The organism is Variovorax monticola (assembly GCF_051216855.1).
Classification (GTDB): domain Bacteria; phylum Pseudomonadota; class Gammaproteobacteria; order Burkholderiales; family Burkholderiaceae_C; genus Variovorax.
This window is the reverse complement of the sequence record NZ_JBPJZP010000008.1, coordinates 256331-281116: the sequence shown is the minus strand read 5'-3', so window position 1 is coordinate 281116 and position 24786 is coordinate 256331. Positions and strand designations below refer to the sequence as shown.

Annotated in this window: 25 protein-coding genes; 13 read left to right on the top strand and 12 right to left on the bottom strand. The window is 66.0% G+C overall.

What is annotated here, in order from left to right; all coding sequences use genetic code 11:
• Window positions 1-2 precede the first annotated feature (2 nt).
• Together ACSFA5_RS27970 and ACSFA5_RS27965 are read right to left on the bottom strand one after the other, a co-directional pair.
• A complete protein-coding gene (locus ACSFA5_RS27970) occupies window positions 3-650 on the bottom strand; it encodes a 3-oxoacid CoA-transferase subunit B (RefSeq protein WP_435447307.1) in 648 nt (215 codons plus the stop codon).
• Window positions 647-1348, bottom strand: a complete 702-nt coding sequence (locus ACSFA5_RS27965; protein WP_435447306.1) for a 3-oxoacid CoA-transferase subunit A — start codon at window positions 1346-1348, stop codon at window positions 647-649. Before ACSFA5_RS27965 ends, ACSFA5_RS27970 begins: the two co-directional genes overlap by 4 nt.
• A gap of 136 nt (window positions 1349-1484) precedes the next feature.
• Between ACSFA5_RS27965 and ACSFA5_RS27960 the strand changes: the two genes are divergently transcribed.
• Entirely contained in the window at window positions 1485-2288 is an 804-nt protein-coding gene (locus ACSFA5_RS27960) for an IclR family transcriptional regulator domain-containing protein (protein ID WP_435447305.1), read from the top strand.
• A gap of 14 nt (window positions 2289-2302) precedes the next feature.
• Here ACSFA5_RS27960 and ACSFA5_RS27955 read toward each other — a convergent pair whose 3' ends face one another.
• The 10 genes from ACSFA5_RS27955 to ACSFA5_RS27910 form a co-directional block, all read right to left on the bottom strand.
• Entirely contained in the window at window positions 2303-3337 is a 1035-nt protein-coding gene (locus ACSFA5_RS27955; protein WP_435447304.1) for a Bug family tripartite tricarboxylate transporter substrate binding protein, read from the bottom strand.
• Window positions 3338-3468: 131 nt separating this feature from the next.
• On the bottom strand, window positions 3469-4485 hold the full coding sequence (locus ACSFA5_RS27950) for a branched-chain amino acid ABC transporter permease (RefSeq protein ID WP_435447303.1): 1017 nt from the start codon (window positions 4483-4485) through the stop codon (window positions 3469-3471).
• A 17-nt stretch (window positions 4486-4502) separates the two neighbouring features.
• Window positions 4503-5366 (bottom strand): branched-chain amino acid ABC transporter permease, encoded by an 864-nt coding sequence (locus ACSFA5_RS27945; protein WP_435447302.1) that lies wholly within the window; start codon window positions 5364-5366, stop codon window positions 4503-4505.
• On the bottom strand, window positions 5359-6078 hold the full coding sequence (locus ACSFA5_RS27940; protein WP_435447301.1) for an ABC transporter ATP-binding protein: 720 nt from the start codon (window positions 6076-6078) through the stop codon (window positions 5359-5361). The genes ACSFA5_RS27945 and ACSFA5_RS27940 overlap by 8 nt, the downstream gene beginning before the upstream one ends.
• 163 nt (window positions 6079-6241) lie before the next feature.
• Window positions 6242-6961, bottom strand: coding sequence for an ABC transporter ATP-binding protein (locus ACSFA5_RS27935; RefSeq protein ID WP_435447300.1), 720 nt, complete (start codon window positions 6959-6961; stop codon window positions 6242-6244).
• Between the two features lie 10 nt (window positions 6962-6971).
• The gene (locus ACSFA5_RS27930; RefSeq protein ID WP_435447299.1) at window positions 6972-8225 is read right to left on the bottom strand and encodes an ABC transporter substrate-binding protein; all 1254 of its coding nucleotides are present in this window, start codon (window positions 8223-8225) and stop codon (window positions 6972-6974) included.
• 46 nt (window positions 8226-8271) lie between these two features.
• Window positions 8272-9735 (bottom strand): aldehyde dehydrogenase family protein, encoded by a 1464-nt coding sequence (locus ACSFA5_RS27925; RefSeq protein WP_435447584.1) that lies wholly within the window; start codon window positions 9733-9735, stop codon window positions 8272-8274.
• A 134-nt stretch (window positions 9736-9869) separates the two neighbouring features.
• Entirely contained in the window at window positions 9870-10877 is a 1008-nt protein-coding gene (locus ACSFA5_RS27920) for a hydroxyquinol 1,2-dioxygenase (protein ID WP_435447298.1), read from the bottom strand.
• Window positions 10878-10902: 25 nt separating this feature from the next.
• The gene (locus tag ACSFA5_RS27915) at window positions 10903-11442 is read right to left on the bottom strand and encodes a cupin domain-containing protein (protein WP_435447297.1); all 540 of its coding nucleotides are present in this window, start codon (window positions 11440-11442) and stop codon (window positions 10903-10905) included.
• 131 nt (window positions 11443-11573) lie between these two features.
• Window positions 11574-12536, bottom strand: coding sequence for a LysR family transcriptional regulator (locus ACSFA5_RS27910; protein ID WP_435447296.1), 963 nt, complete (start codon window positions 12534-12536; stop codon window positions 11574-11576).
• Window positions 12537-12690: 154 nt separating this feature from the next.
• On the opposite strand from ACSFA5_RS27910, the gene ACSFA5_RS27905 reads away from it, so the two are divergent.
• From ACSFA5_RS27905 to ACSFA5_RS27850, 12 genes are all read left to right on the top strand, one after another.
• Window positions 12691-13800, top strand: a complete 1110-nt coding sequence (locus tag ACSFA5_RS27905) for a tetratricopeptide repeat protein (RefSeq protein WP_435447295.1) — start codon at window positions 12691-12693, stop codon at window positions 13798-13800.
• Window positions 13800-15260: a L,D-transpeptidase family protein gene (locus ACSFA5_RS27900; RefSeq protein WP_435447294.1), complete on the top strand. Its 1461-nt coding sequence runs from the start codon at window positions 13800-13802 to the stop codon at window positions 15258-15260. The genes ACSFA5_RS27905 and ACSFA5_RS27900 overlap by 1 nt, the downstream gene beginning before the upstream one ends.
• A gap of 431 nt (window positions 15261-15691) precedes the next feature.
• A complete protein-coding gene (locus tag ACSFA5_RS27895) occupies window positions 15692-15871 on the top strand; it encodes a Flp family type IVb pilin (protein WP_435447293.1) in 180 nt (59 codons plus the stop codon).
• A gap of 34 nt (window positions 15872-15905) precedes the next feature.
• Window positions 15906-16388, top strand: a complete 483-nt coding sequence (locus ACSFA5_RS27890) for an A24 family peptidase (protein WP_435447292.1) — start codon at window positions 15906-15908, stop codon at window positions 16386-16388.
• A 65-nt stretch (window positions 16389-16453) separates the two neighbouring features.
• Window positions 16454-17443 carry a Flp pilus assembly protein CpaB gene (gene cpaB / locus ACSFA5_RS27885; RefSeq protein WP_435447291.1) on the top strand — a complete coding sequence of 330 codons (990 nt, stop codon included), beginning with the start codon at window positions 16454-16456 and terminating at the stop codon, window positions 17441-17443.
• A gap of 39 nt (window positions 17444-17482) precedes the next feature.
• On the top strand, window positions 17483-18847 hold the full coding sequence (locus ACSFA5_RS27880) for a type II and III secretion system protein family protein (RefSeq protein WP_435447290.1): 1365 nt from the start codon (window positions 17483-17485) through the stop codon (window positions 18845-18847).
• 34 nt (window positions 18848-18881) lie between these two features.
• A complete protein-coding gene (locus ACSFA5_RS27875) occupies window positions 18882-20165 on the top strand; it encodes a CpaE/TadZ family protein (protein WP_435447289.1) in 1284 nt (427 codons plus the stop codon).
• A 5-nt stretch (window positions 20166-20170) separates the two neighbouring features.
• On the top strand, window positions 20171-21487 hold the full coding sequence (locus ACSFA5_RS27870; protein ID WP_435447288.1) for a TadA family conjugal transfer-associated ATPase: 1317 nt from the start codon (window positions 20171-20173) through the stop codon (window positions 21485-21487).
• Window positions 21480-22475, top strand: coding sequence for a type II secretion system F family protein (locus ACSFA5_RS27865; protein ID WP_435447287.1), 996 nt, complete (start codon window positions 21480-21482; stop codon window positions 22473-22475). The genes ACSFA5_RS27870 and ACSFA5_RS27865 overlap by 8 nt, the downstream gene beginning before the upstream one ends.
• The gene (locus ACSFA5_RS27860) at window positions 22472-23422 is read left to right on the top strand and encodes a type II secretion system F family protein (protein ID WP_435447286.1); all 951 of its coding nucleotides are present in this window, start codon (window positions 22472-22474) and stop codon (window positions 23420-23422) included. Before ACSFA5_RS27865 ends, ACSFA5_RS27860 begins: the two co-directional genes overlap by 4 nt.
• Entirely contained in the window at window positions 23419-24357 is a 939-nt protein-coding gene (locus ACSFA5_RS27855; RefSeq protein ID WP_435447285.1) for a tetratricopeptide repeat protein, read from the top strand. The genes ACSFA5_RS27860 and ACSFA5_RS27855 overlap by 4 nt, the downstream gene beginning before the upstream one ends.
• The gene (locus tag ACSFA5_RS27850) at window positions 24354-24785 is read left to right on the top strand and encodes a DUF3613 domain-containing protein (RefSeq protein ID WP_435447284.1); all 432 of its coding nucleotides are present in this window, start codon (window positions 24354-24356) and stop codon (window positions 24783-24785) included. The genes ACSFA5_RS27855 and ACSFA5_RS27850 overlap by 4 nt, the downstream gene beginning before the upstream one ends.
• The last annotated feature ends 1 nt before the right edge of the window (window position 24786 follow it).

The window sequence follows — 24786 nt, the reverse complement described above, 5'->3', positions numbered from 1 at the left end:
AATCAGGCTGCGATCGGCAGGCCGACGAGCTTCTCGAGTTCTTCGCGGGTGAGGCCTTCGACGAGGTCGACGAGCTTCAAACCTTGCGGCGTGCATTCGAGCGTCGCGAGGTCGGAGTACACGCGCTTCACGCAGCCGATGCCGGTCAGCGGGTAGGTGCATTCCTTCACCAGCTTGCTTGCGCCCTGCTTGGTGAGCAAATCCATCATCACCCAGGTCTGCTTGGCGCCGATGGCGAGGTCCATCGCGCCGCCGACGGCGGGAATGGCGTCTTTCTCGCCGGTGTGCCAGTTGGCAAGGTCGCCGGTGGCCGAGACCTGGAACGCGCCGAGCACGCAGATGTCGAGGTGGCCGCCGCGCATCATCGCGAAGCTGTCGGCGTGGTGAAAGAACGAGCCGCCCGGCAGCAGCGTGACGGGTTGCTTGCCGGCGTTGATGAGGTCGTAGTCTTCTTCGCCGGCCTCGGGCGCGGGGCCCATGCCGAGAATGCCGTTCTCGCTCTGCAAGATGACCTCGCGGCCCTGGGGCAGGTGGTTGGCCACCAGCGTGGGCTGGCCGATGCCGAGGTTGACGACGGCGCCGTCGAAGATGTCCTGCGCGACGCGGGCAGCCAGTTGGTCCTTGGTGCGACGGGTGTAAGTCATGGTCATGCTGCCTTCTTGAAACCGCCGGCCTGGGTCGCCACGCGTTCGATGCGCACCACCTGGTGCACGAAGATGCCCGGGGTCACGATGGTCTCGGGGTCGAGGGTGCCGAGCTCGGCAATGTCGTGCACGGTGGCAACCGTCTTCTTCGAGGCCATGGCCATCACCGGGCCGAAGTTGCGCGCGGCCTTGCGATACACGAGGTTGCCCCAGCGGTCGCCGCGCTCGGCCTTGATGAGCGCCACGTCGCCGTGAATGGGGTACTCCAGCACGTACTGCTTGCCGTCGATCTCGCGGGTCTCGCGGTTGCCCGCCAGTTGCGTGCCGTAGCCGGTGGGGCAGAAGAAGGCGCCGATGCCGGCGCCCGCGGCGCGAATGCGCTCGGCCAGGTTGCCCTGGGGCACGAGCTCCAGCTCGAGCTTGCCGCTGCGGTAGAGCCCGTCGAACACCTGGCTGTCGGCCTGGCGCGGAAAGCTGCAGATGATCTTGCGCACGCGGCCCGCCTTCAGCAGCGCCGCGAGGCCGGTCTCGCCGTTGCCCGCGTTGTTGTTGACGACGGTGAGGTCGCGGGCGCCCTGCTCGACGAGGCCGTCGATGAGTTCGTTGGGAATGCCGGCGGTGCCGAAGCCGCCGATGAGAACCGTGGCGCCGTCTGGAATGCCTGCCAGGGCATCCGCGACCGAGCGCGCGATCTTGTTGATCATGAAGCTTGTCTCCGGGTGAGGGGAAAGAAGAAGAAACCCAACCGCAGCCTGCGAACTGCCAGATTCTGCGAAGGCTCGATTTGTTCGTCTAAAGAACATTTGTTCGTATAATGAATTCTAGAGAGGAACGCTCACCATGGCAACCCACGCGACACGACCCGGAACCATCGGCAAAGCCGACACACCCGCCCCCGGCGACACCTACGTGCAGTCGTTCGCGCGCGGCCTGCAGGTCATTCGTTCGTTCAGCGCCAGTGCGCCGCACCAGACGCTCAGCGAGGTGGCGGCCGGCAGCGGGCTCACCCGCGCCGGCGCGCGCCGCATCCTGCTGACCTTGCAGACGCTGGGCTACGTGGTGACCGACGGCAAGCTGTTCACGCTCACGCCGCGCATCCTCGACCTGGGGTTCGCGTACCTGTCGTCCATGCCCATCTGGAACCGCGCCGAGCCGGTGATGGAGGCGCTGGTGCAGCAGGTGCAGGAGTCTTGCTCGGCGGCCGTGCTGGACGCGACCGACATCGTCTACGTGCTGCGCGTGCCCACGCAGAAGATCATGCGCATGAGCCTGGGCGTGGGCTCGCGCCTGCCGGCCTACTGCACGTCGCTGGGCCGCCTGCTGCTGGCCGACCTTGAAGACGACGAGGTGCGCGCGCGCCTCGAAGCCTCGAACATCGAGGCCATGACCAAGCACACCGTGACCGACGTCGACGCGCTCATGGCCAAGGTGGCGCAGGCCCGCAGGCAGCAGTGGTGCCTGGTGAACCAGGAACTGGAAGAAGGCCTCATCTCCGTGGCCGCGCCCATCGTCAACAAGCAGGGCCGCATGGTGGCGGCGCTGAACATCAGCGGGCAGGCCAACCGCACCAGCGCGAAGGTGATGCAGGAGACGATGCTGCCCGCGCTGGTGAGCGCGGCGCAGCGGGTGTCGCAGCTGCTGTAGCTGCGGTACACCGCTCAGCTGTTCGAGTGAATGCCCTTCATGATGATCACGCCGCCCAGGCGCGTGGTGTCGGCGCGCATGCGCTTGGCCAGCGTGTCGGGTGAACCGGGCTGCGCCTGCCAGCCGGTCTTGAGCAGGGCCTGGCTCACGTCGCTGGAGCTGATCACTTCGACCAGCGCCGCGTTGAGCCTGGCAACGGCGGCGGGCTTCATGCCGGCGGGCGCGGCCAGCGCGGTCCAGATCTCCAGGTCGGCGCCGCGCACGTCGGCGTCGCGAAGGGTGGGCAGCTCTTGCGCCAGCGCGCTGCGCTCGGGCGATGTCACGCCGATGGCCTTCACCTTGCCCGACTTGATGTGCGGCAGGGCCAGGCCCGGCGGCAGCAGCGCCAGCTGGACCTCGTTGGCCAGCAGGCCGGCAATGACCTGCGGGTTGCCGGTGTAGGGCTTGTGCTGCGCCGTGATGGCGGCGCGGCTCTTGATGAGCTCCATGCCCAGATGGCCCACAGTGCCCACGCCCGGCGTGCCGTACTTGCCGGCGCTGCCGAGGTTGCGCACCCACAGCAACTGGTCGGCCGCGGTCTTGCCTTCGGCGCTGCCCGACACCACCAGCACCAGCGGCGCGGTGCCGATGAGGCCGACGGGGGCGAAGTCTTTCTCGGGGTCGAAGGGCAGCGACGGGTTGAGCAGCTTGGCGATGGTGAGGTTGCCGTTGATCAGCGCGCCGATGGTGTGATCGTCGGTGGCCTTGGCCACCAGGTTGGCCACGGTGTTGCCGCTGGCGCCGGGCTTGTTCTCGACCACCACCGGCTGGCGCAGCAGTTTCGACAGCGGTTCGGCCACGGCGCGGGCAGCGAGGTCGGGCGATGCACCAGCGGGAAAGCCCACGAGGATGCGCACGGGCTTGGTCGGCCAGGCGATGTCGCCGCTGGAAGACGAGGGCAAAGAAGCGGAAGAGGAAGCGGCGCGCTGCGCCCAGGAGGCCTTCGCCAGCAGCGAGGCGGCAACGGCTGCCGCGCCGCCTTCGAGCAGGCGGCGTTTGGTGATCGTCAAGATGACTCCAGAGAGTGAAACACCGGCGAATGCCGGTGCGTAGGCTGACGGCGAACTGACCGCAGCACTTACAAGACGTTACGGGATCGGGCGGCGCCGCGCAAGTCAGGCAGAAGGCTTCAACGCAGCTCTCACAGAGGCCGGGCGTGCTGCAGCAATTTGCGCTGCGTGGGAAACAGCGACCAGCCCCAGCGCTGCTGCGCGTAGCCCCACAGGCCCTGCTTGAAGAACAGCGTCACCAGGATGGCGAGCAGGCCCAGGCCCAGCAAATACCACGTGCCGTAGTCGCTCAGGAACTTGTTGAGCGCCCAGAAGATGAGCGCGCCCACCAGCGGCCCCTCGATGCGGCCGATGCCGCCTATCACCACCATGAAGATGGCGAAGGCCGTCCAGTTGACGCTGAAAGCCGCGTCGGGGCTGATGCGCAGGTTGCCCACGAAGTACAGCGCGCCCGCCAGGCCCGCGCCGAAGGCCGCGACCACGTACACCGCGAGCTTCATGCGCGCGACCGGAATGCCCTGCGATTCGGCCGCCACCTCGTTGTCGCGAATGGCCAGCAACGCCAGCCCGCGCTTGCTGCGCAGGAACAGGTACACCAGCGCGACGGCCGCGACCACGCAGGCCAGCGCCATCCAGTAGGTGGTGCTTTCGCGCGTGGCCTTGTCGATGCCGCGCAGCGCGGTGAGCGTGGTGCCCGAGCCGCCGCCCACCGCCGACACGTTGGCGAAGCTCAGTCGGAACACCTCGGCGATCACCCAGGTGCCGATGGCGAAGTAGCCGCCCGACAGGCGAAAGGCGACGAATGACACGGGTATGGCAACGAGCCCCGCGGCCAGTGCGCCCAGCGGTATCGCCACGAAAGGGTTGAGGCCCGCGAAGTTGCCGAGCATCAGCATCACGTAGCCGCCGAAGCCGAAGAAGGCCTGCTGCCCGATGCTGACCATGCCGCCGTAGCCGGCGAGCAGGTTCCACATCATCGCGAAGATGAAGTAGCAGGCAATTTCGACGAACTCGCGCATCCAGCTCGACTCGCTCCAGAACGGCAGGCTGGCCGCGACGAGCACCAGGGCGATGCCCACGACCAGCGCGGCGCGGCTCGCGGCGGTGGCACGTTCGACGGCGATGAGGGGCGGGGGCATGTTCGTCATCGGGTTCTTCCGCGTGTTCATCCACGTGTCTTGGGAAACAGCCCCTGCGGGCGCAGCACCAGCACCACCAGGAACACGATGTGCCCGGCCCAGATGCCCCAGCCCGGGTCGAGCCGAAAGCCGATCTGCTGCGTGACACCGAGGATCATCGCGCCGGCCAGCGTGCCCCAGAAGGAGCCCATGCCGCCGATGATCACGGCCTCGAAGGCGAAGAGCAGCAGCAGCGGGCCGTCCGAAGGCGACACGGTGGTGCGCATGCCCTGCAGGGCGCCTGCGATGGCGATGAGCACGAACGCGATGGCCGTGGCAAAGGCGTAGACCTTCTTCGCGTCGAGCCCCATGAGCTCGGCGATCTCGCGGTCGTCGGACACCGCGCGAAATGACCGACCCAGCGCCGTGCGCGCGAAAAGCCATTGCAGCGCGCCCGTTGCGACGACCGCGATGGCCAGCACGATGAGCGGCAGCACGCCGAGCGAGAGCGAATCGCCGAGCGCCACGCCCTGCGTGTTGAGCCCGCCGGTCTCGATAGCGCGCGGGTCGGCCGAGAACAGCTCGAGCAGCAGGTTCTGGATGACGATCGACAGCCCGAAAGTAACGACCAGCGAGGGCAATGGGTCTTTGCCCAGCGTGCCGTTGAGCACGTAGCGCTGCAGCGCGTAGCCGAAGCCGAAGGCCACCGGCAACACCGCGAGCGCGACCAGCCAGGGCGCCACGTCGCCGCCGAGCGACACACCCGCGATGACCGCGAACGCCCCGAGGATGATGAAGTCGCCCTGCGCGGTGTTGGTGAGCCGCATGACGCCGAACATCAGCGACTGGCCCAGCGCGAACAGCGTGTAGAGGCCGCCGAGCAGCACGCCTTGCACGAGGGTTTCAAGCATGGGCGGCCTCGATGCCGAAGTAGGCCTGCGAGATCTGCTCGCGCGTGAGCTCGCTCGACTTTCCTTCGAGCGACACGCGGCCTTCCTGCAAGCAGTAGATGCGCTGCGAGACCTGGCGCGCCATGGTCACGTCCTGCTCGACGATGACGACGGTCATGCCTTCGCCGGTGATGGTGGGCATGGCGGCGTAGATCTCGCGGATGACGATGGGCGCGAGGCCGAGCGACAGCTCGTCGCACAGCAGCACCTCGGGGTTGCTCATGAGCGCGCGGCCGAGTGCGACCATCTGCTGCTGGCCGCCCGACAGCGACGTGCCCGGCTGCTGGCGCTTCTCGGCAAGGATCGGGAACAGGGCATACAGGCGCTGCAGGTTCCACGGGCCCTTGCGCTTCGCGGTGGCGCCCATGAGCAGGTTCTCCTCGACGCTGAGGCTGGGGAACAGGCGGCGGCCCTCGGGGACCATGGCGAGGCCACGGCGCACGATGTCGCCCGGTGCGAGACCGCCGATGGGTTCGCCCTTGAAGCGGATCGCTTCAAGGGGGGCGCGCACCAGGCCCGTGAGGCTCTTGAGGAAGGTGGACTTGCCCGCGCCGTTGGCGCCGATGATGGCGACGAGCTCGCCCTGCGTCAGGGTGAAGTCGATGCCGAACAGGGCCTGGGCGTCGCCGTAGAAGGCCTTGAGGGTGTGGGTGTCGAGCAGCGGCGAGTTCATCTGTACGGCCCCTCCCTTCTTGCTCCCTCTCCCCTTGGGGAGAGGGTTGGGGTGAGGGTCGGCGGCACTGGCAAGGCACGCAGCACGTCGAACGCCGCCGCCCTCACCCTGGGCCTCTCCCGCAAGCGGGAGAGGGAACAACACCGGAGGCAAGACGGCGCGCTCATGCCTCCATCCCCATGTACACCCGCCGCACTTCCGCATCGTTCATCACCGCACGCGGCTCCCCCTCCGCCAGCTTCTGCCCGAAGTTGATGACGAACAACCGGTCCGCCAGCGACAGCAGCGCATGCACCACATGCTCGATCCAGATCATGGTCACGCCCCGCGCCTTGATGCGCTTGAGTTCGTCGACAAGCACCGCCGCCTCGGGCTCCGTGAGCCCCCCCGCGATCTCGTCGAGCAGCAGCAGTTGCGGCCGCGTCGCCAGCGCGCGCGCCAGCTCGAGCCGCTTGCGGTCCAGCAGCGTGAGCCCGCCGGCCGGCTTGTTGGCATGCGCCATCAGCCCCGTCTGCTCCAGCACTTCATGCGCGGTCTTCCACGCCTCGCGCTCGGTCTGCTGCCCGCCGAAGCAGGCGGCCGTCACGAGGTTCTCGAACACGCTCATGTTGCCGAAGGGCTGCGGCACCTGGTAGCTGCGGCCGATGCCCGCGTGGCAGCGCTGGTGCGGCTTGAGCCGCGTCACGTCGCGCCCCGCGTACTCGACGCGCCCCGCATCGACGCGCGCATCGCCCGAGATCAGGTTGAACAGCGTGGTCTTCCCCGCGCCGTTGGGCCCGAGAATGCCCAGCGTCTCGCCCTCGGCGACCGCGAGCGTGATGCCGTCGGTGACCTTGAGCGCGCCGTAGGACTTGCTCACGCCATGCAGTGCCAGCAGTGCCATGGCGTTCTTTTCAGAGCAGCCGCAGCGTGCCGCCGGTGGGAATGTTCGTGGCCGCCTCGTTGTTCACGATGGTGAGCTCGACCTTGTACTTCTTGCCCTTGCCCCACTGGCCGAGCACCAGCGGCGTCTTGCTGACGTTCTTGAAGGGTCCTTGCCCGCCCCACTTCACCGGGCCGACAACGGAATTGATCGACGTCGAGGCCACGGCGTCGCGCACGTCGCTTGCCTTGAGCGACTTCGACCGCGACAGCGCATTCGCCGCCACCTCGAACAGCGCATGCGCGAAGCCGATGGGCTGCGTCCACTGCTTCTTCACGCCGGCCTCATAGGCCTCGGCCAGCGCCTTGGCGCTCTGCTGCGTGAGGCTGGACGTGAACGGGTGCGACGGGCTCCACCACACCTCGGTCGACAGGCCGTCGCCCAGCTCGCCCAGCGCCTCGATCGCGCCGGGGAACAGCAGCGCCTTGCCCAGCGTGATGATCTTCGGCTTGAAGCCCTGCTGCCGCGCCTGGGTGAGGAAGGTCTTGGCGTCGGGCGGAATCACCACGCCGGTGACGATTTCCACGCCCGCGCTCTTGAACGCCGCGATCTGCGCGCTGAAGTCCTGCGTGCCGTTCTGGAAGCGCCCCGGGTCGGTCAGCGTGAAGCCCATCGCCGCGAGCGGCTTGGGAAAGCCCAGCTCCTTGTCGCCCCACGCGTTGCCGTCGCCGTCGTTCGGGAACAGGCCGCCCACCTTCTTGTTGGTGGCCAGCGTCTTCCAGCCGTTGGTGTAGCTGGCGATGACGTCTTCCAGGCCCCAGAACATGTGGTACGTCCAGTTGAAGCCCTTGGCCGGATCGCCCTTGCGGCCGAAGAACCACGGCTGCCACGGCACCACGCTGGAGATGCAGGGCACCTCGTTGAGCTCGCAGGCGTCGCTCACCGGGTTGGCGGTTTCGGGCGTGCCGGCCGTGAGCACCAGCGCGACCTTGTCTTTCAGGATGAGGTCGTTCGCCACCTCGCCCGCGCGGTTGGGGTTCGACTGGCTGTCCTTCAGCACGATCTGCACCGCGTACTTTTTTCCGCCCACGCTGATGCCGTCCTTGAACGCGCTCTTCATCTGCTCGATGACCCATTTGTCGGCCTCGCCGAAGGGCGCGAGCGGGCCGGTCTGCGGCGACACGTAGCCGATCTTGAGCGTGTCGGCCGCGAACACCAGCGGTGCCGTGCCCGATGCCACCAGCGCGGCCGTGGCCTGAGTGAACTGTCTGCGATTGAATGTCATGGTTGTCTCCGTCTCTTGTGTTTGTGGTGCCGCCCGACAGGGGTGGTCAGCGTGCGAAGTGCGGCGGTATCTGCGCGTCGACGTTCACCCACACGCTTTTGACCTGCGTGTATTCGCGCATCGCGTCGAACCCCATCTCGCGGCCGTAGCCGCTCTGGCCGACGCCGCCGAAGGGCGAGCCGGGGTTCACGCGCTTGTAGCTGTTGATCCAGACCATGCCGGCGTGCAGGTCGCGCGCCACTTTGTGGGCGCGTTGCAGGTTGTTGGTCCACAGGCCGCTACCCAGGCCGTAGTCGGTGCCGTTGGCGATCTGCATCGCCTCTTCGTCGTTCTTGAAGGTGAGCACGGTGACGAAGGGGCCGAAGACTTCTTCCTGCGCCACGCGGTCCTTGTACGACCTGGCGCGCATCACGGTCGGCTCGACGTAGCAGCCCTTGGCCAGGTCGCCACCCGGTGACTTGCCACCCGCGAGCAGTTCACCGCCCTCGCCTTTCGCCACCTCCACGTAGCCCAGCACGCGCTCCTGGTGCTGGGCACTGGTGAGCGGCCCCATTTCGGTGGTGTCGTCGAGCGGGTTGCCCAGGCGAATGGATTGGGCGAGCGGAATGAACTGCTCCAAAAACGCATCGGCGATCTTCTCGTGCAACATGAGCCGCGAGCCCGCGATGCACGCCTGCCCCTGGTTGTGGAAGATGGCCCACGCGCTGCCGTTCACGGCGGCTTGCAGGTTCGCATCTTCGAACACGATGTTGGGGCCCTTGCCGCCGAGCTCGAGCTGCACCTTCTTCAGGTTGCCCGCGCTGGCCTGCACGATGCGCCGGCCGGTGGCGGTGCTGCCGGTGAAGGCGATCTTGGCGATCTCCGGGTGCTCGGCGATGTACTGGCCCGCCACGCTGCCCAGGCCCGGCAGCATGTTGACCACGCCGGGCGGCAGGCCCGCCTCGGCCATCAGCTCGGCGATGCGCAGCGAGCTGAGCGGCGTGATTTCGGCCGGCTTCATCACGATGCAGTTGCCGGCCGCGAGCGCGGGCGCCATCTTCCAGCTGGTGAACATCAGCGGAAAGTTCCACGGCACGATCTGCCCGACGACGCCCACGGGCTCGCGCAGCGTGTAGTTGAGAAAGCCTTCTTCCACCGGAATGGTCTCGCCCTGGAACTTGTCGGCCATGCCGCCGAAGTAGCGAAAGCATGCGGCGGTGCGCGGCACGTCGAGGCGGCGCGAGTCGCGAATGGGGTGGCCGGTGTCGAGCGACTCCAGTCGGGCGAGTTCTTCTGCGTTGGCCTCGATGAGGTCGGCGAGCTTCAGCAGGATGCGGCCGCGGTCTGCGGCGGCCATGCGGCTCCACTTGGGGAAGGCACGCTTCGCCGCGGCCACGGCTTTGTCGACGTCGGCCTTGCCGGCCAGCGCGACATGGGCGATCGGCGTGTTGTCGTGCGGGTTGAGCGTGGCCAGGGTCTCGCCGGATTCGGCGTCGACGAAGCGGCCGTCGATGAAGAGTTGGTGGCGGATGGATGGAGCAGGCATGGGCGTTCCTCTCCCTCCCCCTTTGGGGGAGGGCTGGGGTGGGGGCTTCTTCAAAGAGGGCGCGGGCCTGGAGAGCCCCCACCCCGACCCTCCCCCGGAAGGGGAGGGAGAAAGGCAGTTCAGAACTGCACGGGAATCTCCGGCGACTCGCCCTTCTGGATCTCATGCACCAGGCTCGGCGACCCGTTCTCCCACACCAGCAGCATCGAGCGCTTGGGGCTGAAGCCCTGGTGCCGGCAGTAGGCGGGCATGGCGGCCATGTCGCCCGCCTTCATGATCACGCGGGCCATCGGGCGGCCGGTGTTCTTGTCGCCGCAATCCCAGTGGATCTCGTCGGTCATCTGGAAGAACCACTCGACGCGGTCGTTGCCGTGAATGATCGGCAGGATGTGCTCCTCGGTCGTCGGGCACATGTAGCTGTGCTTGACCACCGAGGTGAAGCTCGGGTTCCACGTGACCTGCGAGCGGCTCAGGAAGCCGAAGAGGTTGAAGCCGTGCACCTCGTTCTCGAAACCGGGCTCGGGGTGCAGCTCGGGCTGGCCTTGCGGCACGTCGGCGAAGGCGCGGTTCACCGGTGCGCCGCGTTCGTCGCTGCGCAGGTCGAGGTCGCCCTTCAGGCCCACGCAGCGCTTGGCGAGTTCGCGGGCGCGGGTGATCCTGGCGGTGTTGTTGCCGCTCTTGCGGCCGTAGGGCGAGCCTGTTTCCTGCGGCGCGGCGAAGGGGTCGAAGGCTTCGTTGGTCCAGTCGTCGAGCATGGCCTCGAAGGTGGCGCGGATCTGCGCGGTCGGAAAGTTCTCCAGCAGGTCGATGCCCGCGTCCTTCATGGTGCCGTTGAAGCTCCCGGCGTACAGGTCGACCGACTCGTAGTGGTTGACGGTACCGAACACGTCGTCGAAGTTGACCCAGCCGTAGAAGAAGCCCCAGGCCACGTCGCGCATCAGTGCGCGCAGGTAGCTGCCGGCGTCCATGGTGTGGCTCATGGGTCGGCCGTCGCGGGTCTTCCAGCCGATGTGCACGAAGTATTCGTCGCGGCGAAAGCTGAAGCTGCCGAGCGAAAAGTCCTTGTAGCCGAGCGTGGCGTCGGGCTGCGACGCGATCACGCGGGCGAGTTCTGCGGGGGCGTTCATGGTGCGGGGCTCCTGTTCGATGCGGTCAATGGGTCTGGCAGATGTCGGCCCACTTCTCCACCGAGAGCTCGCCCTTGCAGCTCTGCAGCACGATCACGCCCGGCTCGCCGGCGCTGCGGAACTGGTAGGCGGTGTTCTTCGGCAGCAGGCCCTGGTGGCCGCGCGAGAGCTTCATCCAGCCCATCTTCCTGCCCTGCGGTTCGCCCTTCACGAGCACGGCGCCGTTCTTTTCCTTGTCGGCCACGGTCTGCGCCGCGTCGAGCTGCACCAGGTGCACCTCGACATCGCCGTCCATCACCAGCGCGAACTCGTCGTGCGCGCAGGTGAACCAGGGCGAGGCGCCTTCGGCGCGCAGGGTTTCCAGCACGTAGATCTGGTTCTGGCCGAACACGACCTTCTCGTAGGGCTTGCTGAGGCTGGCGATCTCGAAGCAGTTGGAAAACGCGTAGTGGCGCACGTCGTCGTCGATGGGTTCGACGTGGCCTTTCTCGAAGTGCTTGAGCGACCCGAAGCGGGTCTTGTAGGCAGTGGACGGGGTGGAAGGGGCGGAAGCGGCGGCTGTCATGGGGGTGTCTCCTGTTGTCTCCAGCGATGGGCGAACTCTAGGAGTCATCCGGCCCCGCCGGTAGGGACCAGTTTGGAAGAGGATTGTTCGGCGTCTCCGAACAATCGGCCGGGTTTACCCCCGTTCGCGGCTCAGCCGCTGGAGCGGCTGAACTCGATCAGTTCGGCCGGGATCAGGCCGCGCTCGATCAGCGTGGCGTCCCACGGCGGCACCCGCGTGAAGCGCGTGGCGATGTGCTCGATGAACAGGCGCAGCTTCAGCGCATTGCGCGAGGTGGCGGCGTACACGGCGCTCAGCGAGAACGACGACAGCTGGTGCTCCGGCAGCACCACGCGCAGTTCGCCGCGTGCAATGGCGTCGCCCGCCACCAGCGTCGGCAGGCACACGATGCCCGCGTGCTCCAGCGCGTACTCGCGCAGCAGGTGCACGCTGTTGGTCAGCAGCGCGGCGGCCAGGTAGATGGTGATCTGCTCGCCCTGGTGATGAAAGGTCCAGCGGTCGCGCGTGGGGTAGCCCGAGTACAGGCCCAGCTTGTGGCGGTGCAGCTCGCGCGGCGAGGCCGGCGTGCCGTGGGCCTCCAGGTAGGCCGGCGTGGCGCACAGCACGCGCCGCACCGGGAACAGCGGGCGCGACACCAGCTCCTGCGAGGTCGCCGGGAAGATCTGCAACGCGCAGTCGACACCGGCCTTGACCGGGTCGGCCACCGCGTCGCTCACGATCAGCTCGAGGTGGATGTCGGGGTAGGTGGTCTGGAACTCGCGCAGCAGCGAGGCGAAACGCCCCAGCACCATGCCCGTGAGCGCATGCACGCGCAGTGTGCCCGACGGCGTGCCGCGCGCGTCGCGCATCTGGTCGACGATGTCGTTGGCACGGCCCACCAGCTCGGTGCAGTCGCGCAGGAAGGCCTGGCCCATGTCGCTGAGGCGGACCACGCGCGTGCTGCGGTGGAACAGCGGCGCGCCCAGGAACTCCTCGAGCTGCTTGACGCGGGTGGTGACGACCGAGTTGGCCACGCGCAGCTGGCGTGCGGCTTCCGCAAAGCTCTGGGTCTGCGCGACACGAACGAAAGTTTCAATGCTTTGGAGGCGATCCACGGCGCCACTGTACTGCGGGGGCGGGCAATGCGGCACTGGGGGCATCGCGTAGAGGCGAAACGCCACCAAAGGAAGTTATCCCTGTGTCTGAAGGTTAACCACCCCACTTACAATGCCTGCCGCATCACCACCCCCCTACGAGGTCTCGTCCGCAATGCCCAAGAGCCCCTGGCCGCGCGCCCGTTTCAGCTTCTCCCCCACCGTGCGTGCCCTCGTGCTGGCCGCCGCGGCCTGCGGCATGTCGGTTTCCGCCCTGGCGGCCGTCGAGCATGAAGACGTCGACAAACTCATGCAGGCCGGCAAGCTCGACGAGGCCATGACCCGCGCCGACGCCTTCCTCAAGGACAAGCCGCGCGACCCGCAAATGCGCTTCCTGAAGGCCGTGATCCAGCTCGACACCGGCAAGCGCGCCGAGGCCATCGCCGCCTTCACGCAGCTCACGCAGGACGCGCCCGAGCTGCCCGAGCCGTACAACAACCTGGCGGTGATCTACGCGAGCCAGAACCAGTTCGACAAGGCGCGCGCCGCGCTCGAAAGCGCCATTCGCACCAACCCCAGCTACGCCACCGCCCAGGAAAACCTCGGCGACGTGTATGCACGGCTGGCCAGCCAGGCCTACAGCAAGGCGCTGCAGCTCGACCAGAACAACACGGCCGTGCAGCCCAAGCTGGCGGTGATCCGCACGCTCTTCACGCCGACCCCGCCGGGCGGCAAGCCGACGACGCTGGTCGCCTCTGCGGCGCCTGTACCTGCTCCCGCACCCGCGCCGGCGGCCAAAGCTGCGCCGGCACCTGCGCCCGCCCCTGCCGTACCTGCAGCACCGCCGCCGGCCAAGGTCGCGGCCGCACCCGCGCCGGTCGCCGCCGCGCCCAAGGCACCCGAGGCCACGCCAGCGCCGGCACCCGCGCCGGCGGCCAGCGCGGCAGCAAACGCGGAAGTCGAATCGGCCGTGCGTGCCTGGGCCGCGGCCTGGGCCGGGCAGGACATGGACCGCTACCTCGCCGCCTACGGGCCCGACTTCGCGCCCGCCGGCGGCCAGGGCCGCAAGGGCTGGGAAGAAGACCGTCGCGCGCGCATCGTGGGCAAGAGCAGCATCAGCGTGAACATCGAGAACCTCGTCATCAAGGTCGACGAGCAGTCGGCCACCGCCAAGTTCCGCCAGATCTATCGCGCCGACAACCTCAACGTTTCCAGCCGCAAGACGCTGGACCTGCAGCGCTCGGGCAATCATTGGCACATTCGCAAGGAAAGCGTCGGCGGCTAGTGGCAGACATCGTCCGGCATGGCCGGCTTCAGAATCCTTTGTTCCGTCCGCGCAGCGGACACCTGCTCGCAGCGCTGATGACCGCGTCGGCGCTGATGCTGGCGACGCCCGGCGCGGCGCTGGCATCGGGCACCGCGAAGCCGAACAGCGCGAAGACCGGCGCCGCCGCCAAGGCCAGGCCCGCGAGCAGCGCCGCAGCGGGCGCACGGTCTTCCGCCAAGGAAGCCAAGGGCAAGGGTGCCTCGGCAAAGGCCCAGGCCCAGATCAAAGGCAGAAAAAACTCAGCCGCCGACACCCGGTCGGCCGCAGCAAAACCGGCGCGACGGAGCGCACCCGCCGCCATCCAGGAAGCCAGCGGCGCCGAAGCACGCCTGATCGCGGTCTACGAGATGTTCGGTCGCGGCCAGGCCCGCCCCGCGCTGGCCAAGGCCCGCGACCTCGTGCGCGACTACCCGAACTTCCAGCTGGCGCAACTCGTCTACGGCGACCTGCTCGCCGCGCAGGTGCCGCCGACGAACGCGCTGCCCGACACCGCCAGCATCGCCAAAATGCGCGGCAACCCCGCCATGAGCGACCTGCACGAGGAATCGAAGCGCCGCCTGCAGGCGCTGCGCGACAGGCCGCCGCCGAACACCGTGCCGTCGCAGTTTTTGGCGCTCTCCACGCGCAGCCGCTACGCCATCGCGGTCGACGCCTCGCGCTCGCGGCTGTACCTGTTCGAGAACACCGACAAGGGCCTGAAGCTCACGGCCGACTACTACATCTCGGTGGGCAAGTCGGGCACCGACAAGCTCGCCGAGGGCGATGCGCGCACGCCGCTGGGCGTGTACTACATCACCAGCAGCCTCGACCCGAAGTCGCTGAAAGACTTCTACGGCGCCGGCGCCTTGCCCATCAACTACCCCAACCCGTACGACGCGCGGCGCGGGCGCACCGGCGGGGGCATCTGGCTGCACGGCACCCCGCCCCAGCAGTTCGCCCGGGCGCCGCTGGCCAGCGACGGCTGCGTGGTCATGGCCAACCCCGACCTGAAGCAGCTTTTGCGCAAGGTGCAAATCGGCGCCACCCCGGTGGTGACCGCGCGCAGCCTGCAATGGATTTCGCAGCCGCAGGCCGAAAAAGAAACCCAGTCGATTGCCAGCGCAATCAATGGCTGGAAAGAAGCCCGGGCTGCCGGAAATGAAGCGCAATTGAAGAAATTCTATTTGCCCGAATTCCAGCGCAGCAGCAAAAAGGCGACCGAAGGCATTTCGGCCATCGACGACGAAGTCAAATACGCGCAGGGCAAGCGCGTGCAGCTCAAGGACCTGTCGTACCTTCACTGGCGCGACGGGGACGACACCATGGTGGTTACCTTTGGTGAGGTTTTCGAAGGCGACAGGAGCGGGCGCTCACGGCGCCAGTACTGGCTGCGCCAAGGCAGCGAGTGGAAACTCTTCCACGAAGAAATCCTGGGCTGAGGCCCGGCTGACGCCCCGTTGAAGCCCTGTAGACGACGCGGGCACCCGCCGAATTCGTGACTTTTTGCGCATGATTTTTGGCTTTCTCAGCTGTTACATCTCGCCCTTTGTGGCCCCGTGCTACGTAACACGTAACACGTTTACCCCGTAACACGACCCTTCTGGACGTTCCGTGTGACGTAACGTGCCCTCCCATCTTCATGGGAGGTGGGACATCGCCTACAGAGGGAAGATTTCGTTTCAGAACTGTCAACCAGCTGACCAGGCGTGCCCTGGCTCCGGCTGGCAAGAGCCTTGCGATCGGCCGTTTGGTCTCTCCCCGTACCACGGCAAGTGGGTGCAACTTAGGGGTAAGTGGTGTTGATACACAGAGTTACTGGGGATAACATTCACATCGCCAGCCTTTGTTAACACTTCCGAAAGGGGAAATCATGCTCAGCTCTATTACTCGTTTTTTGCGCGATGAAGAAGGTGCGACCGCAATTGAATATGGAATTATTGCCGGACTCATTTCGGTCGTGATGATCACCGCGATCACCGGTGCCGGCGGGATCGGAGCAAAACTGACCACTATCTGGACCAACATCAAGACGGCCATTGCTGCCACATAAGGTGCGCGTTCAAGCAATAGCATCGGTGTATTTGATGTGGTTGCTCCTCATAGCCACCTATGACTTCAGACAACGCCGTGTTCCCAACTGGCTCGCGCTTGCAGGCGCCGTCTTGGCGCTCGCAACGCTTGCTTCGGGGGGTGGGCCATTCGAGAACGGCTGGAAGACCGCCTTGCTCGGAGCGGGCGTCGCATTTGGCACGTTGCTGCTTTTTTATGCCTTCGGGCTCATGGGCGCCGGAGACGTGAAATTCGCCGGTGCCCTTGGACTTTGGGTAGGCCTCGGGGCGCTCCTGCCCATCTGGATCATCGGCAGCATCCTGGCCGGCCTGCATGCCGTGCTCTGGCTGGTTCTTCAACGTTGGCCCGTTTTCCCGAGGCTTTCGCAAATGCTTTTCAGCTCGCAGTTATCGGCGGCTGTCCATCCGTCGTCAACGCGGGTGCGCTTCATTCCCTATGCGGCCTATCTCGCGCTGGCCGCAGTGGTCTGGATGGTTTGGGGTCGACAGAGCGGGTAGTCGCGCTGTCACCACGAGTTGCTCATTGAGAGCTCACCCGATCCTTCACCCTCGACACGCCGTTCATGATCAATCTCACCAAAATCATCGCAGCCATCCTTGTGCTCCTGGCCCTGGCGCTCGGCGGCTACGCATGGCTGCTGAGCCGCCAAGCCCCGCCGCCCGTTGCAGCCGTTCCTGCGTCTGGGACCGCTCCCGCGGCAAAAGCAGCGCAGAGCGAAACCTTCGCCGTGGTTATCGCGGCCAAGCCGCTGTACGCCGGCCAGCCGATTCCAGCCGATGCGCTCCGTGTGGAGCGTTTGACGATCAACCCTGCGGGTGCTTTTCAAGAAGCAACGCCTGTTGTCGGGCGTGTGCCGGTGATCGACCTGGGCGAAGGTGCGCCGCTTCTGGAGGCCCAACTGGTCTCGGGCCTGGCTCTTCGCATTTCCGAAGGAGAACGTGCCGTGGCCATCAAGGCCGATGAGACGATGGGCGTCGGAAACAGAGTGCAACCGGGCGACTTCGTCGACGTCTTCCTGATGCTCAAATCCGACGGCAAGGACATTGATCGCAGCCAAGCCCGTTTGCTTCTGTCGCGCAAGCGCGTACTGGCCTACGGCAGCGTATCGGTGGATGGTCTTGCGTCGAAGACAGACAAGAACGCTGCGACGCAAGCCCAGCGTGTGGAGCCGGCCCGTACCGCCGTGCTCGCAGTGCCAGTGGACGACATCAACCGCCTGACGCTCGCCGAGAGCAGCGGCCGACTGGTGCTGGCGCTGCGCAATCCCACCGACATGTCGGAACCCGATCCGAAGCTCTTCGCCCAGTTGCCCACGGCCCTGCAACCGGCGCCGCAAAAGGCGGGCGAGCAGCGTCGATCGCCGCTCGAAGGTCTGGACCGCGCGCAAGCCGGCGTCACTGCAGCCGACTTCGTGACGGGTGGTCAGCCGAGCGCCGTACGCGTGCCTTCCATCGCTGGGGCGCGAGCGCCAACGACCAGTACCGGCAGCGCCCGACGCGGACTCCAGGTCGAAGTCATTCGCGGCGATCGCAGCGAAACCGTCAATTACTGATCAGCGCAAACCATGCATGCCATGCAGGAAACGAACAAGATGAAGCTCGCACCTCGCGCGAAAGCAACCGCTCCGGCACGCCCTCTGCGCTCCACACTCGCAGTGCTGTGTCTGCTGGCACCGGGCGCATGGCCCATGGTGTCCACGGCGGCCGACGCGGAAACAGTGGCTTCGCGTCCTGCGCTTCAACTGCGGGTCGATGCAGGCACGCAGAAAGAACTTCTGATTGCCAAGGGCATCGAGCGCATGGCCCTCGCCGATGAAACGGTTGCCGGTGTTTCGCTCACCCGCCAATCGCCCAACTCCCCGGCCGCGCGCCTCATCGTCACAGGCAAGGCCGCGGGCAGGACAACGCTCATGGTCTGGGAAAAAGGCCAGTCGAACGCTACGGTGTATGCACTCGAAGTGCGGCGCCGTGTCTCCGCGCTGACCGGCTCACTCAGCAGCATGGAAGCGCACCAGGACGCCCGCGAAGCAGCCATGGCTGCAGGCGGCGAGAAAACAGCACTCGTCGACCGGTCCGTCGTCAACGTACGAAGCAACACCGTGCAGGTCGAGGTCAAGATCGTCGAGTTCAACCGCAGCGTGCTCAAGCAGGCCGGCCTCAACATCTTCAGCACCCGTGCCAACTCCAACGGCTTCAGCTTCGGTGTCTTCACGCCGTCGTCGCTGGGCTCCGTGTCTTTCGCCTCAAACGGCGCAATCACTGGTGAATACAACAACCCGCTCGCACAGGCCTTCAGCCTGCTGTTCAACTTCGGCAAGGCCGGCCTCGGCCTGAACGTAGGCTTCCTCGAAGGCAACGGCATGGCACGCGTGCTCGCCGAGCCCACGTTGGTCGCCCTGTCCGGCCAGAGCGCAAGCTTCCTGGCCGGTGGCGAGTTGCCAGTGCCGGCACCGCAAGGCCTGGGCACGACGAGCATCGAATACAAGCCGTTCGGCATCGGCCTCACGCTCACGCCCACCGTGCTGTCGAACGACCGCATCGTGCTCAAGGTGGCGCCCGAGGCCAGCGACCTCGACTACACCAACTCGCTGAGCATTGGCGGGGTCGCGGTCCCGGCCATCAGCACGCGGCGCGCCGACACCACCGTGGAGCTCGGCGACGGCGAAAGCTTCATCATCGGCGGCCTCGTGAGCCGCACCACCACCTCGAATGCCGACAAGGTTCCGCTGCTCGGCGACATCCCTGTGCTCGGCGCCTTCTTCAAGCAGAACAAGTACCAGATGAGCGAGAAGGAACTGGTGATCCTCGTCACGCCGCACCTGGTGAAGCCGATCGCGCGCGGCACCGATCTCGCACCGTACCTGCCGGGCGGCGCGGAGCAGCGCGACGGCCCTGTATGGCGCGCGCACCTGCTGGGGCCGGCCTCGGGCACGACCGTGCCGGGCTTTTCGCGTTGACCACCAAGAACGAGCACAGCCGGTGTCCGACACCATGAACGCTCCACGCGACAACCTTCCCGAGACGGGCACGGAGACCTATCTTTTCGCCTCGTCCAGCGGCAGCCACATCACGTGGATGACCGACGCGCTCAGCCGGCTGGGGACCGTGGTCGTGCTCGCGCCCGACACCAAGTCCATCGACGAACGCATCGCGCTGCTCGGCCCGGTGGCGGTCTTTCTCGACTTCTCGGGGAACAACGCCGGCGCCGCCAGCGAACTCCACCAGCGCCTGAAACGCGACTGGCCGACGCTGCCCGTGCTGGCCGCGGGCGTCTCGGCCGAGCCGGCTTCCATGCTTGCCGCACTGCGCGCCGGCGTGGACGATTTCATCGACATGGGCGAACCGCCGGCCGAAGCCGTCAGCACGCTGCGCAAGCTGCTGGACCGACGCAGCACCATTCAGGGCGGCACGCGCGGATGCACGCTCTCCCTGCTCGGCGCGCGGTCGGGCATCGGCGTGACCACGCTCGCTGCCAGCCTGTCGCTGATGCTCAACGACATGTTGTCGCAGGCACCGCCGCGCCCGCAGGGTCGCAGCGCACGCCGCGGGGTCGCGTTGCTCGATCTCGGCTTGCCGGCCCGCGACGGGCTTCTTTATCTGGACACCCAGAGCGGCTTCAGCTTCGTCGACGGCGTGCGCAACCTGCGGCGGCTGGACCAGACGCTGCTGCACACCGCGCTGGCCCATCACACGAGCGGCGTTGCCGTTCTTCCCTTGCCCGCCAGCCTCGCGCAAGTGCGCGAGATCTCGCATGCCGACTCGGTGTCCCTGATCAAGCGGCTCGGCGACTTCTTCGACTTCCAGGTCGCCGACCTCGGCGGCTTCTCGACGATCGACTTCATCGCGCAGACCGTTCAGGCCGCACAGCGCAGCTGGGTCGTCTGCGACCAGAGCATCGGCGCGATCGTCTCCACGGCCAACATGCTCAAGGAACTGCGCGCGCGCGGTATCGAGACGGAACGGCTGTCGCTCGTGGTCAACAAGTTCGACAGCCACGTCGGCCTGTCCGCCAAGGACATTGCCGACCGGCTCGAGCTGCCGCTGCGCCATGTGCTGCCCGCGCGCAGCACCCAGCTGCTGGCGGCCGCAAGCCGCGGAGAGATGCTGGTGCGCACCTCGCGCAGCGACGCGTACTCGCAGGCCGTGACCGGTCTGGCGCGCGGGCTGCACCAGGAGTACATGTCGGAGTCGGGCCAACCACCGGCCAAGGATCCACGCTGGGTTGCGCTCATGTCGCAAGTCACCGGCCTGTGGAAGAGTTCACACGAAGGTTGAGGCCCATGTCCACAGATATCGAATTTGCCGACGACGACCAGGCGTTCATCAACTCCCAGCAGTTCCAGGACATCAAGAGCTGGACGCATGACCATCTGCTGAGCCGCATCGAAGAACTGGGCGCGGAGTTCGGGCGCTGGTCGCGTGCCTCTATCCAGCAGTTCGTCGAACTGGAAGTCGACAGCTTCGTGCGCCTTCGCCGCGTGCCGATCAACGACCGCGAGATGCAGCTCATCTCCGACGCGCTGACGAAGGAGCTCGCGGGCTTCGGCCCGCTGGAAGACCTGCTGAACGACCCGGCGGTCGAAGACATCCTGATCAACGGCTACCAGAACGTGTACGTGTCGCGCCACGGCATGCTGGAGCGCGAGACGGTGCGCTTCGCCGACTCCGAGCACGTGATGCGCATCGTGCGGCGCATCCTCGCGCCGCTCGGGCGTCGGCTGGACGAGTCGAACCCGATGGTCGACGCGCGGCTGCCGGACGGCGGGCGCATCAACGTGATCATCGAGCCGCTGGCCATCGACGGGCTGTCGGTGTCGATCCGCAAGTTCCGCAAGGAGCCGCTCACGCCGGCCGACCTGGTGAAGCTGGGCACCTTCGACGCAGGCATGGCGCAATTGCTGGAAATTGCCGTGCGCGCGCGCTGCAACATTCTTGTGAGCGGGGGCACCAGCTCGGGCAAGACCTCCTTGCTCAACGCGCTTGCCAGCTTCATTCCGGCGCGCGAACGTGTGATCACCATCGAAGACACGGCCGAACTGTCGCTGGGCACCAGCCACGTGGTGCGGCTCGAAAGCCGCCCTGGCGGCTTCGACGGCACGGGCGTGGTGTCCATCCGCGACCTGCTGCGCAACAGCTTGCGCATGCGCCCCGACCGCATCGTGGTGGGCGAAGTGCGCGGCGCCGAAGTGATCGAAATGATGCAGGCCATGAACACGGGCCACGAAGGCTCGATGGGCACCATCCATGCCAGCTCGCCGCGCGAGTGCCTCTACCGTCTGGAGATGCTTGCGGGCTTCGCGGGCTACCAGGGCAGCGAAGTGAGCCTGCGCAGGCAGATTGCCAACGCCATCGATTTCATCGTGCAGATCGGGCGCCTTTCCAACGGACAGCGCCGCATCATTTCGCTGAGCGAGGTGACGGGCGTGAACGACAACGTGGTGGCCATGCAGGAGCTGTATCGCTACGAGCCTGTTGCATCGCCCGACGGTGAAGAGCGTGACCGCTGGGTGTCGCTGGGCATTGCGCCGCACTCGCCGAAGATCACGCGCTTCAGGCAGTCGCTGGCGCGCGCGCAACAGGGAGAAAACCGTGCGTGAAGGCCTGCTCGTCGTTGGTTGCGTTGCGCTGGTGCTTGCGGCTGCGGGCCTGATGCTGTGGCAATGGGCGAAGGCGCGACAGGTACGTCAAGCGACGGAGCGGCACCTGAACCAGCAGATTCTGGCCAGTGGAGCAGGCGCAGCGGCGGCAGCAAAACCATTGCGAGATATGCCGAACGAGGGCTTTGTCGCTGGCGTGATGAAAGACCCATGGCTGGAAAGCGAGGCCAACGCGGCGGCAAAATCTGCACCCACCGGACTTCTGGAACGGGCCCTCCCTGACCGGCTGGTCGGAGTGATCGAGCCGCGCTCGGCTGCCTTGACCATCGGCGCCATCTTGGCGCTTGCGTCATTGGCCGGCCTTTTCGGCGGCTGGTTGGCCGCGTTGAGTGCGCTCTTCGCTCTGGTGCTCGCCGCGGCCTTTGTCGTATGGCTCAAGCTCCAGAAGTTCCGCCGCAAGCTGGTCAGCCAGCTGCCCGCCTACATCGACGCAATGGTGCGGTTGATCACGATCGGCAACTCCACGCAAGCGGCATTCCAGCTGGCGATCGCCACCACGTCCGCACCCCTGCGAGGTCAACTTGAACGCTCGGCATCGCTGGTTCGCGCGGGCGTGGATCTGGACCGTGCCCTGCATCAAACTGCCAGCAATGTGCGCGTCGAAGAGATGTTCCTTCTCGCGTCGATCCTCGGTCTTGGCGTGCGCTACGGCGGCCGCGCCGACCTGCTGCTGGAGCGCGTTGGCAACTTCATGCGCGACCGCGAACAAGCCGAACATGAACTGATTGCAATGTCGTCCGAGACGCGGCTCTCGGCGTGGATTCTGGGTTTGATGCCGGTGGGCGTCGGCGCGTTCTTCATCATTACCAACCCCAGTTATTTCATGGGAATGTGGAACGACGAGACCGGCCGCAACATGGTTCTTTTTGCAGCAGGGTTTCAGTTGTTCGGCGCCGCACTTCTCTACCGCCTGGCGAGATTGACATGACATTCACGTCCAATCAACTGGCAGCCCTGAGCCTTGGACTTCTCGCTCTGGGCCTGATGGCCGGTGCGGGCGCGCTGATAGCGGCCGAGTTCCGGCGTGCGCGCAGCGGAAAGGTCATTGGCCGGGCAATTGACCAAGCTGTGTCGGTGACAACGCCCAACGTCGCTACCGACGAGCCAGCGTCGACGAAATCGGATGTCGACCTCCCTTTTCACTGGCTCAACTCCAGGTTCGGCCGTGCGCTGGTCGCGGACGAGGACCGAAATCTCATTGACCAGTGCGGGCTGTCCTCAAAGCGCACACAGTTGATTTTTTTGGTGACCCGCGTTCTGTTCGCCTTCCTGCTCCCTTCGCTGACCTATGCAGTGTGGAGCGAAGGGCATCCGCAACGCACCGTGATCATGGTGCTGGCCGCCGCATTCGTGATCGGCTTCATGGCACCCAAATGGATACTCGGTCGCGTCGCTGCAAAACGCAGAGACCGCGCGGCACAGGAACTGCCGCTGTTCATCGACCTGCTGCGTCTTCTGCAAGGCGTAGGGCTCAGCCTGGACCAAAGCCTGCAGATCATGTCCAGCGACTTCTCGCATGTTCTGCGTGTTCTGGGCTACGAGCTGTCGTTGGCGAACGCCCAATACAGCCAAGGCCGCAGCCGCGAACACTCCTTGCAACGACTCGCCACGCTGCACAAGAACGAGAACCTCAATGGCCTCGTGTCGCTTCTGGTGCAAGTCGACAAGCACGGCGGCGCCGTCCAGGAACCGCTGCGCGTCTTCAGCGATCGACTTCGCGAACACCGGCGCTCCGAGATGAAAGAACGCATAGGAAAGATCACCGTGAAGATGACCGCGGTCATGGTGAGCACGTTGCTGCCGGCACTCATCATCGTCACGGCAGGACCTGCTTTTCTTTCTGTCTTCCGCTCACTGGGAATCGCCGCCAAATGAAAAACTTCACTGTTTTCGCCATTGCGCGCCTCACCCTGGTTTCAACATGTCTGTCGGGTGCCGCATTGGTCATCTCAGGTTGTGCCAGCGTCAAAGACCAATATGCAGCCAGTGCCGACGCGCAACAGCGCATGGCTGCGGAAGCCGCTGCAGACACAAAAGCGGGGGCAGCCGTCGACACCCAAGCCACCTATCTGCGACTCGTGGAGCAAATGCAGCAGCAAGCGCTCTGGTTTGCTTCGCTTGCACACATCGATGCCCTTGAACAGCGCTGGGGCGTGTCGCCGGATTCGACGCGCGTGCGCGCAGAAGCGCTGCGGCAGACGGGTCAGGCAGCCCCGGCGGAAGCTGCGTACAAACGCCTGATCGGTACGCCGCTGGAGAGCGCAGGCTACCGAGGCCTGGGACTGCTGGCAGGAATGCGCGGTGACTACGCTGAAGCAGCACGCAACCTTTCCCAGGCACAACGTCGTACCCCGACCGATCCATTGCTGCTCAGCGATCTGGGCTACGCAAACCTGCGCGCCGGTCTGGTCGAGGAAGCACGGTTGCCGCTCATGCAGGCGCTGCAACTGAAACCCGACAGCACCCAAGCACAGGCCAATCTCGCGCTCTACCTGGAAGTGACCCAGCAACGGGAGCAAGCCACGGCGCTGATGGACGCAAATCGCATGTCCGAAACCACACGCCTCGCGATACGAGAAGCCGCGCAGCAGATGCGCCTGCCTGGCCGCCCGGCCGCCCCTGTTGCCGCTGGAGTGCCTGCTGGTTCGCTGGCATCCAGTCGTGACGAACCGATCATTTCGCCCCTCGCGCTCAAGCCGTCCCGTTGGTCGGAAACCATCAGCATCAGGACTGCCAGCCAGGCTGGTTCACCGAGCTTGTCCGCGGACCCACCTCTTTCATTGAACTCGACCTCACGAGGTATCCCATGAGCAAAACATTTTTGTGCGCATTCTTGAGCTTGCCTGTCAGCGCTCTGACCGCTGTGCTCTTGCTCGCCACCACAAGCGCGGCTGCACAGGTGCAACAGAAGGCCAGCGAGCCAGACGTCAAATCCATCGCGACGACACAGGCGCCGGAGCCTTCGAGCAGAAGTGCTGACTCGGAAATGCAATCCAGCGAGCTGGAAGAGTTCGACTTGGAGCCGCTTCGGGTCGGCGATGCCACGCAGAGTTTGCTTGCATGGCAACGCAGCGGCGAGATTGCTTCAGCGTCGCCCCGTCCCATCGCCGGGACTGTCGCCAACCGGAGCTATGAGCGTTATCTCAAGAGCTTTGAATTTTCGATCCCTGAGCGCCTCGGCTCGACAGTGACGAAGTCCAACAGCGGCGCGGGCGGAGCTTCGTCCGGGTCTCGCTGAC

Bases quoted from the DNA above. Each gene is read 5' to 3' on its own strand.
- ACSFA5_RS27970 (WP_435447307.1), bottom strand. From the start codon at position 650: ATGACCATGACTTACACCCGTCGCACCAAGGACCAACTGGCTGCCCGC.
- ACSFA5_RS27965 (WP_435447306.1), bottom strand. From the start codon at position 1,348: ATGATCAACAAGATCGCGCGCTCGGTCGCGGATGCCCTGGCAGGCATT.
- ACSFA5_RS27960 (WP_435447305.1), top strand. From the start codon at position 1,485: ATGGCAACCCACGCGACACGACCCGGAACCATCGGCAAAGCCGACACA.
- ACSFA5_RS27950 (WP_435447303.1), bottom strand. From the start codon at position 4,485: ATGACGAACATGCCCCCGCCCCTCATCGCCGTCGAACGTGCCACCGCC.
- ACSFA5_RS27945 (WP_435447302.1), bottom strand. From the start codon at position 5,366: ATGCTTGAAACCCTCGTGCAAGGCGTGCTGCTCGGCGGCCTCTACACG.
- ACSFA5_RS27940 (WP_435447301.1), bottom strand. From the start codon at position 6,078: ATGAACTCGCCGCTGCTCGACACCCACACCCTCAAGGCCTTCTACGGC.
- ACSFA5_RS27935 (WP_435447300.1), bottom strand. From the start codon at position 6,961: ATGGCACTGCTGGCACTGCATGGCGTGAGCAAGTCCTACGGCGCGCTC.
- ACSFA5_RS27930 (WP_435447299.1), bottom strand. From the start codon at position 8,225: ATGACATTCAATCGCAGACAGTTCACTCAGGCCACGGCCGCGCTGGTG.
- ACSFA5_RS27920 (WP_435447298.1), bottom strand. From the start codon at position 10,877: ATGAACGCCCCCGCAGAACTCGCCCGCGTGATCGCGTCGCAGCCCGAC.
- ACSFA5_RS27915 (WP_435447297.1), bottom strand. From the start codon at position 11,442: ATGACAGCCGCCGCTTCCGCCCCTTCCACCCCGTCCACTGCCTACAAG.
- ACSFA5_RS27905 (WP_435447295.1), top strand. From the start codon at position 12,691: ATGCCCAAGAGCCCCTGGCCGCGCGCCCGTTTCAGCTTCTCCCCCACC.
- ACSFA5_RS27895 (WP_435447293.1), top strand. From the start codon at position 15,692: ATGCTCAGCTCTATTACTCGTTTTTTGCGCGATGAAGAAGGTGCGACC.
- ACSFA5_RS27890 (WP_435447292.1), top strand. From the start codon at position 15,906: ATGTGGTTGCTCCTCATAGCCACCTATGACTTCAGACAACGCCGTGTT.
- cpaB (WP_435447291.1), top strand. From the start codon at position 16,454: ATGATCAATCTCACCAAAATCATCGCAGCCATCCTTGTGCTCCTGGCC.
- ACSFA5_RS27880 (WP_435447290.1), top strand. From the start codon at position 17,483: ATGAAGCTCGCACCTCGCGCGAAAGCAACCGCTCCGGCACGCCCTCTG.
- ACSFA5_RS27875 (WP_435447289.1), top strand. From the start codon at position 18,882: ATGAACGCTCCACGCGACAACCTTCCCGAGACGGGCACGGAGACCTAT.
- ACSFA5_RS27870 (WP_435447288.1), top strand. From the start codon at position 20,171: ATGTCCACAGATATCGAATTTGCCGACGACGACCAGGCGTTCATCAAC.
- ACSFA5_RS27860 (WP_435447286.1), top strand. From the start codon at position 22,472: ATGACATTCACGTCCAATCAACTGGCAGCCCTGAGCCTTGGACTTCTC.
- ACSFA5_RS27855 (WP_435447285.1), top strand. From the start codon at position 23,419: ATGAAAAACTTCACTGTTTTCGCCATTGCGCGCCTCACCCTGGTTTCA.
- ACSFA5_RS27850 (WP_435447284.1), top strand. From the start codon at position 24,354: ATGAGCAAAACATTTTTGTGCGCATTCTTGAGCTTGCCTGTCAGCGCT.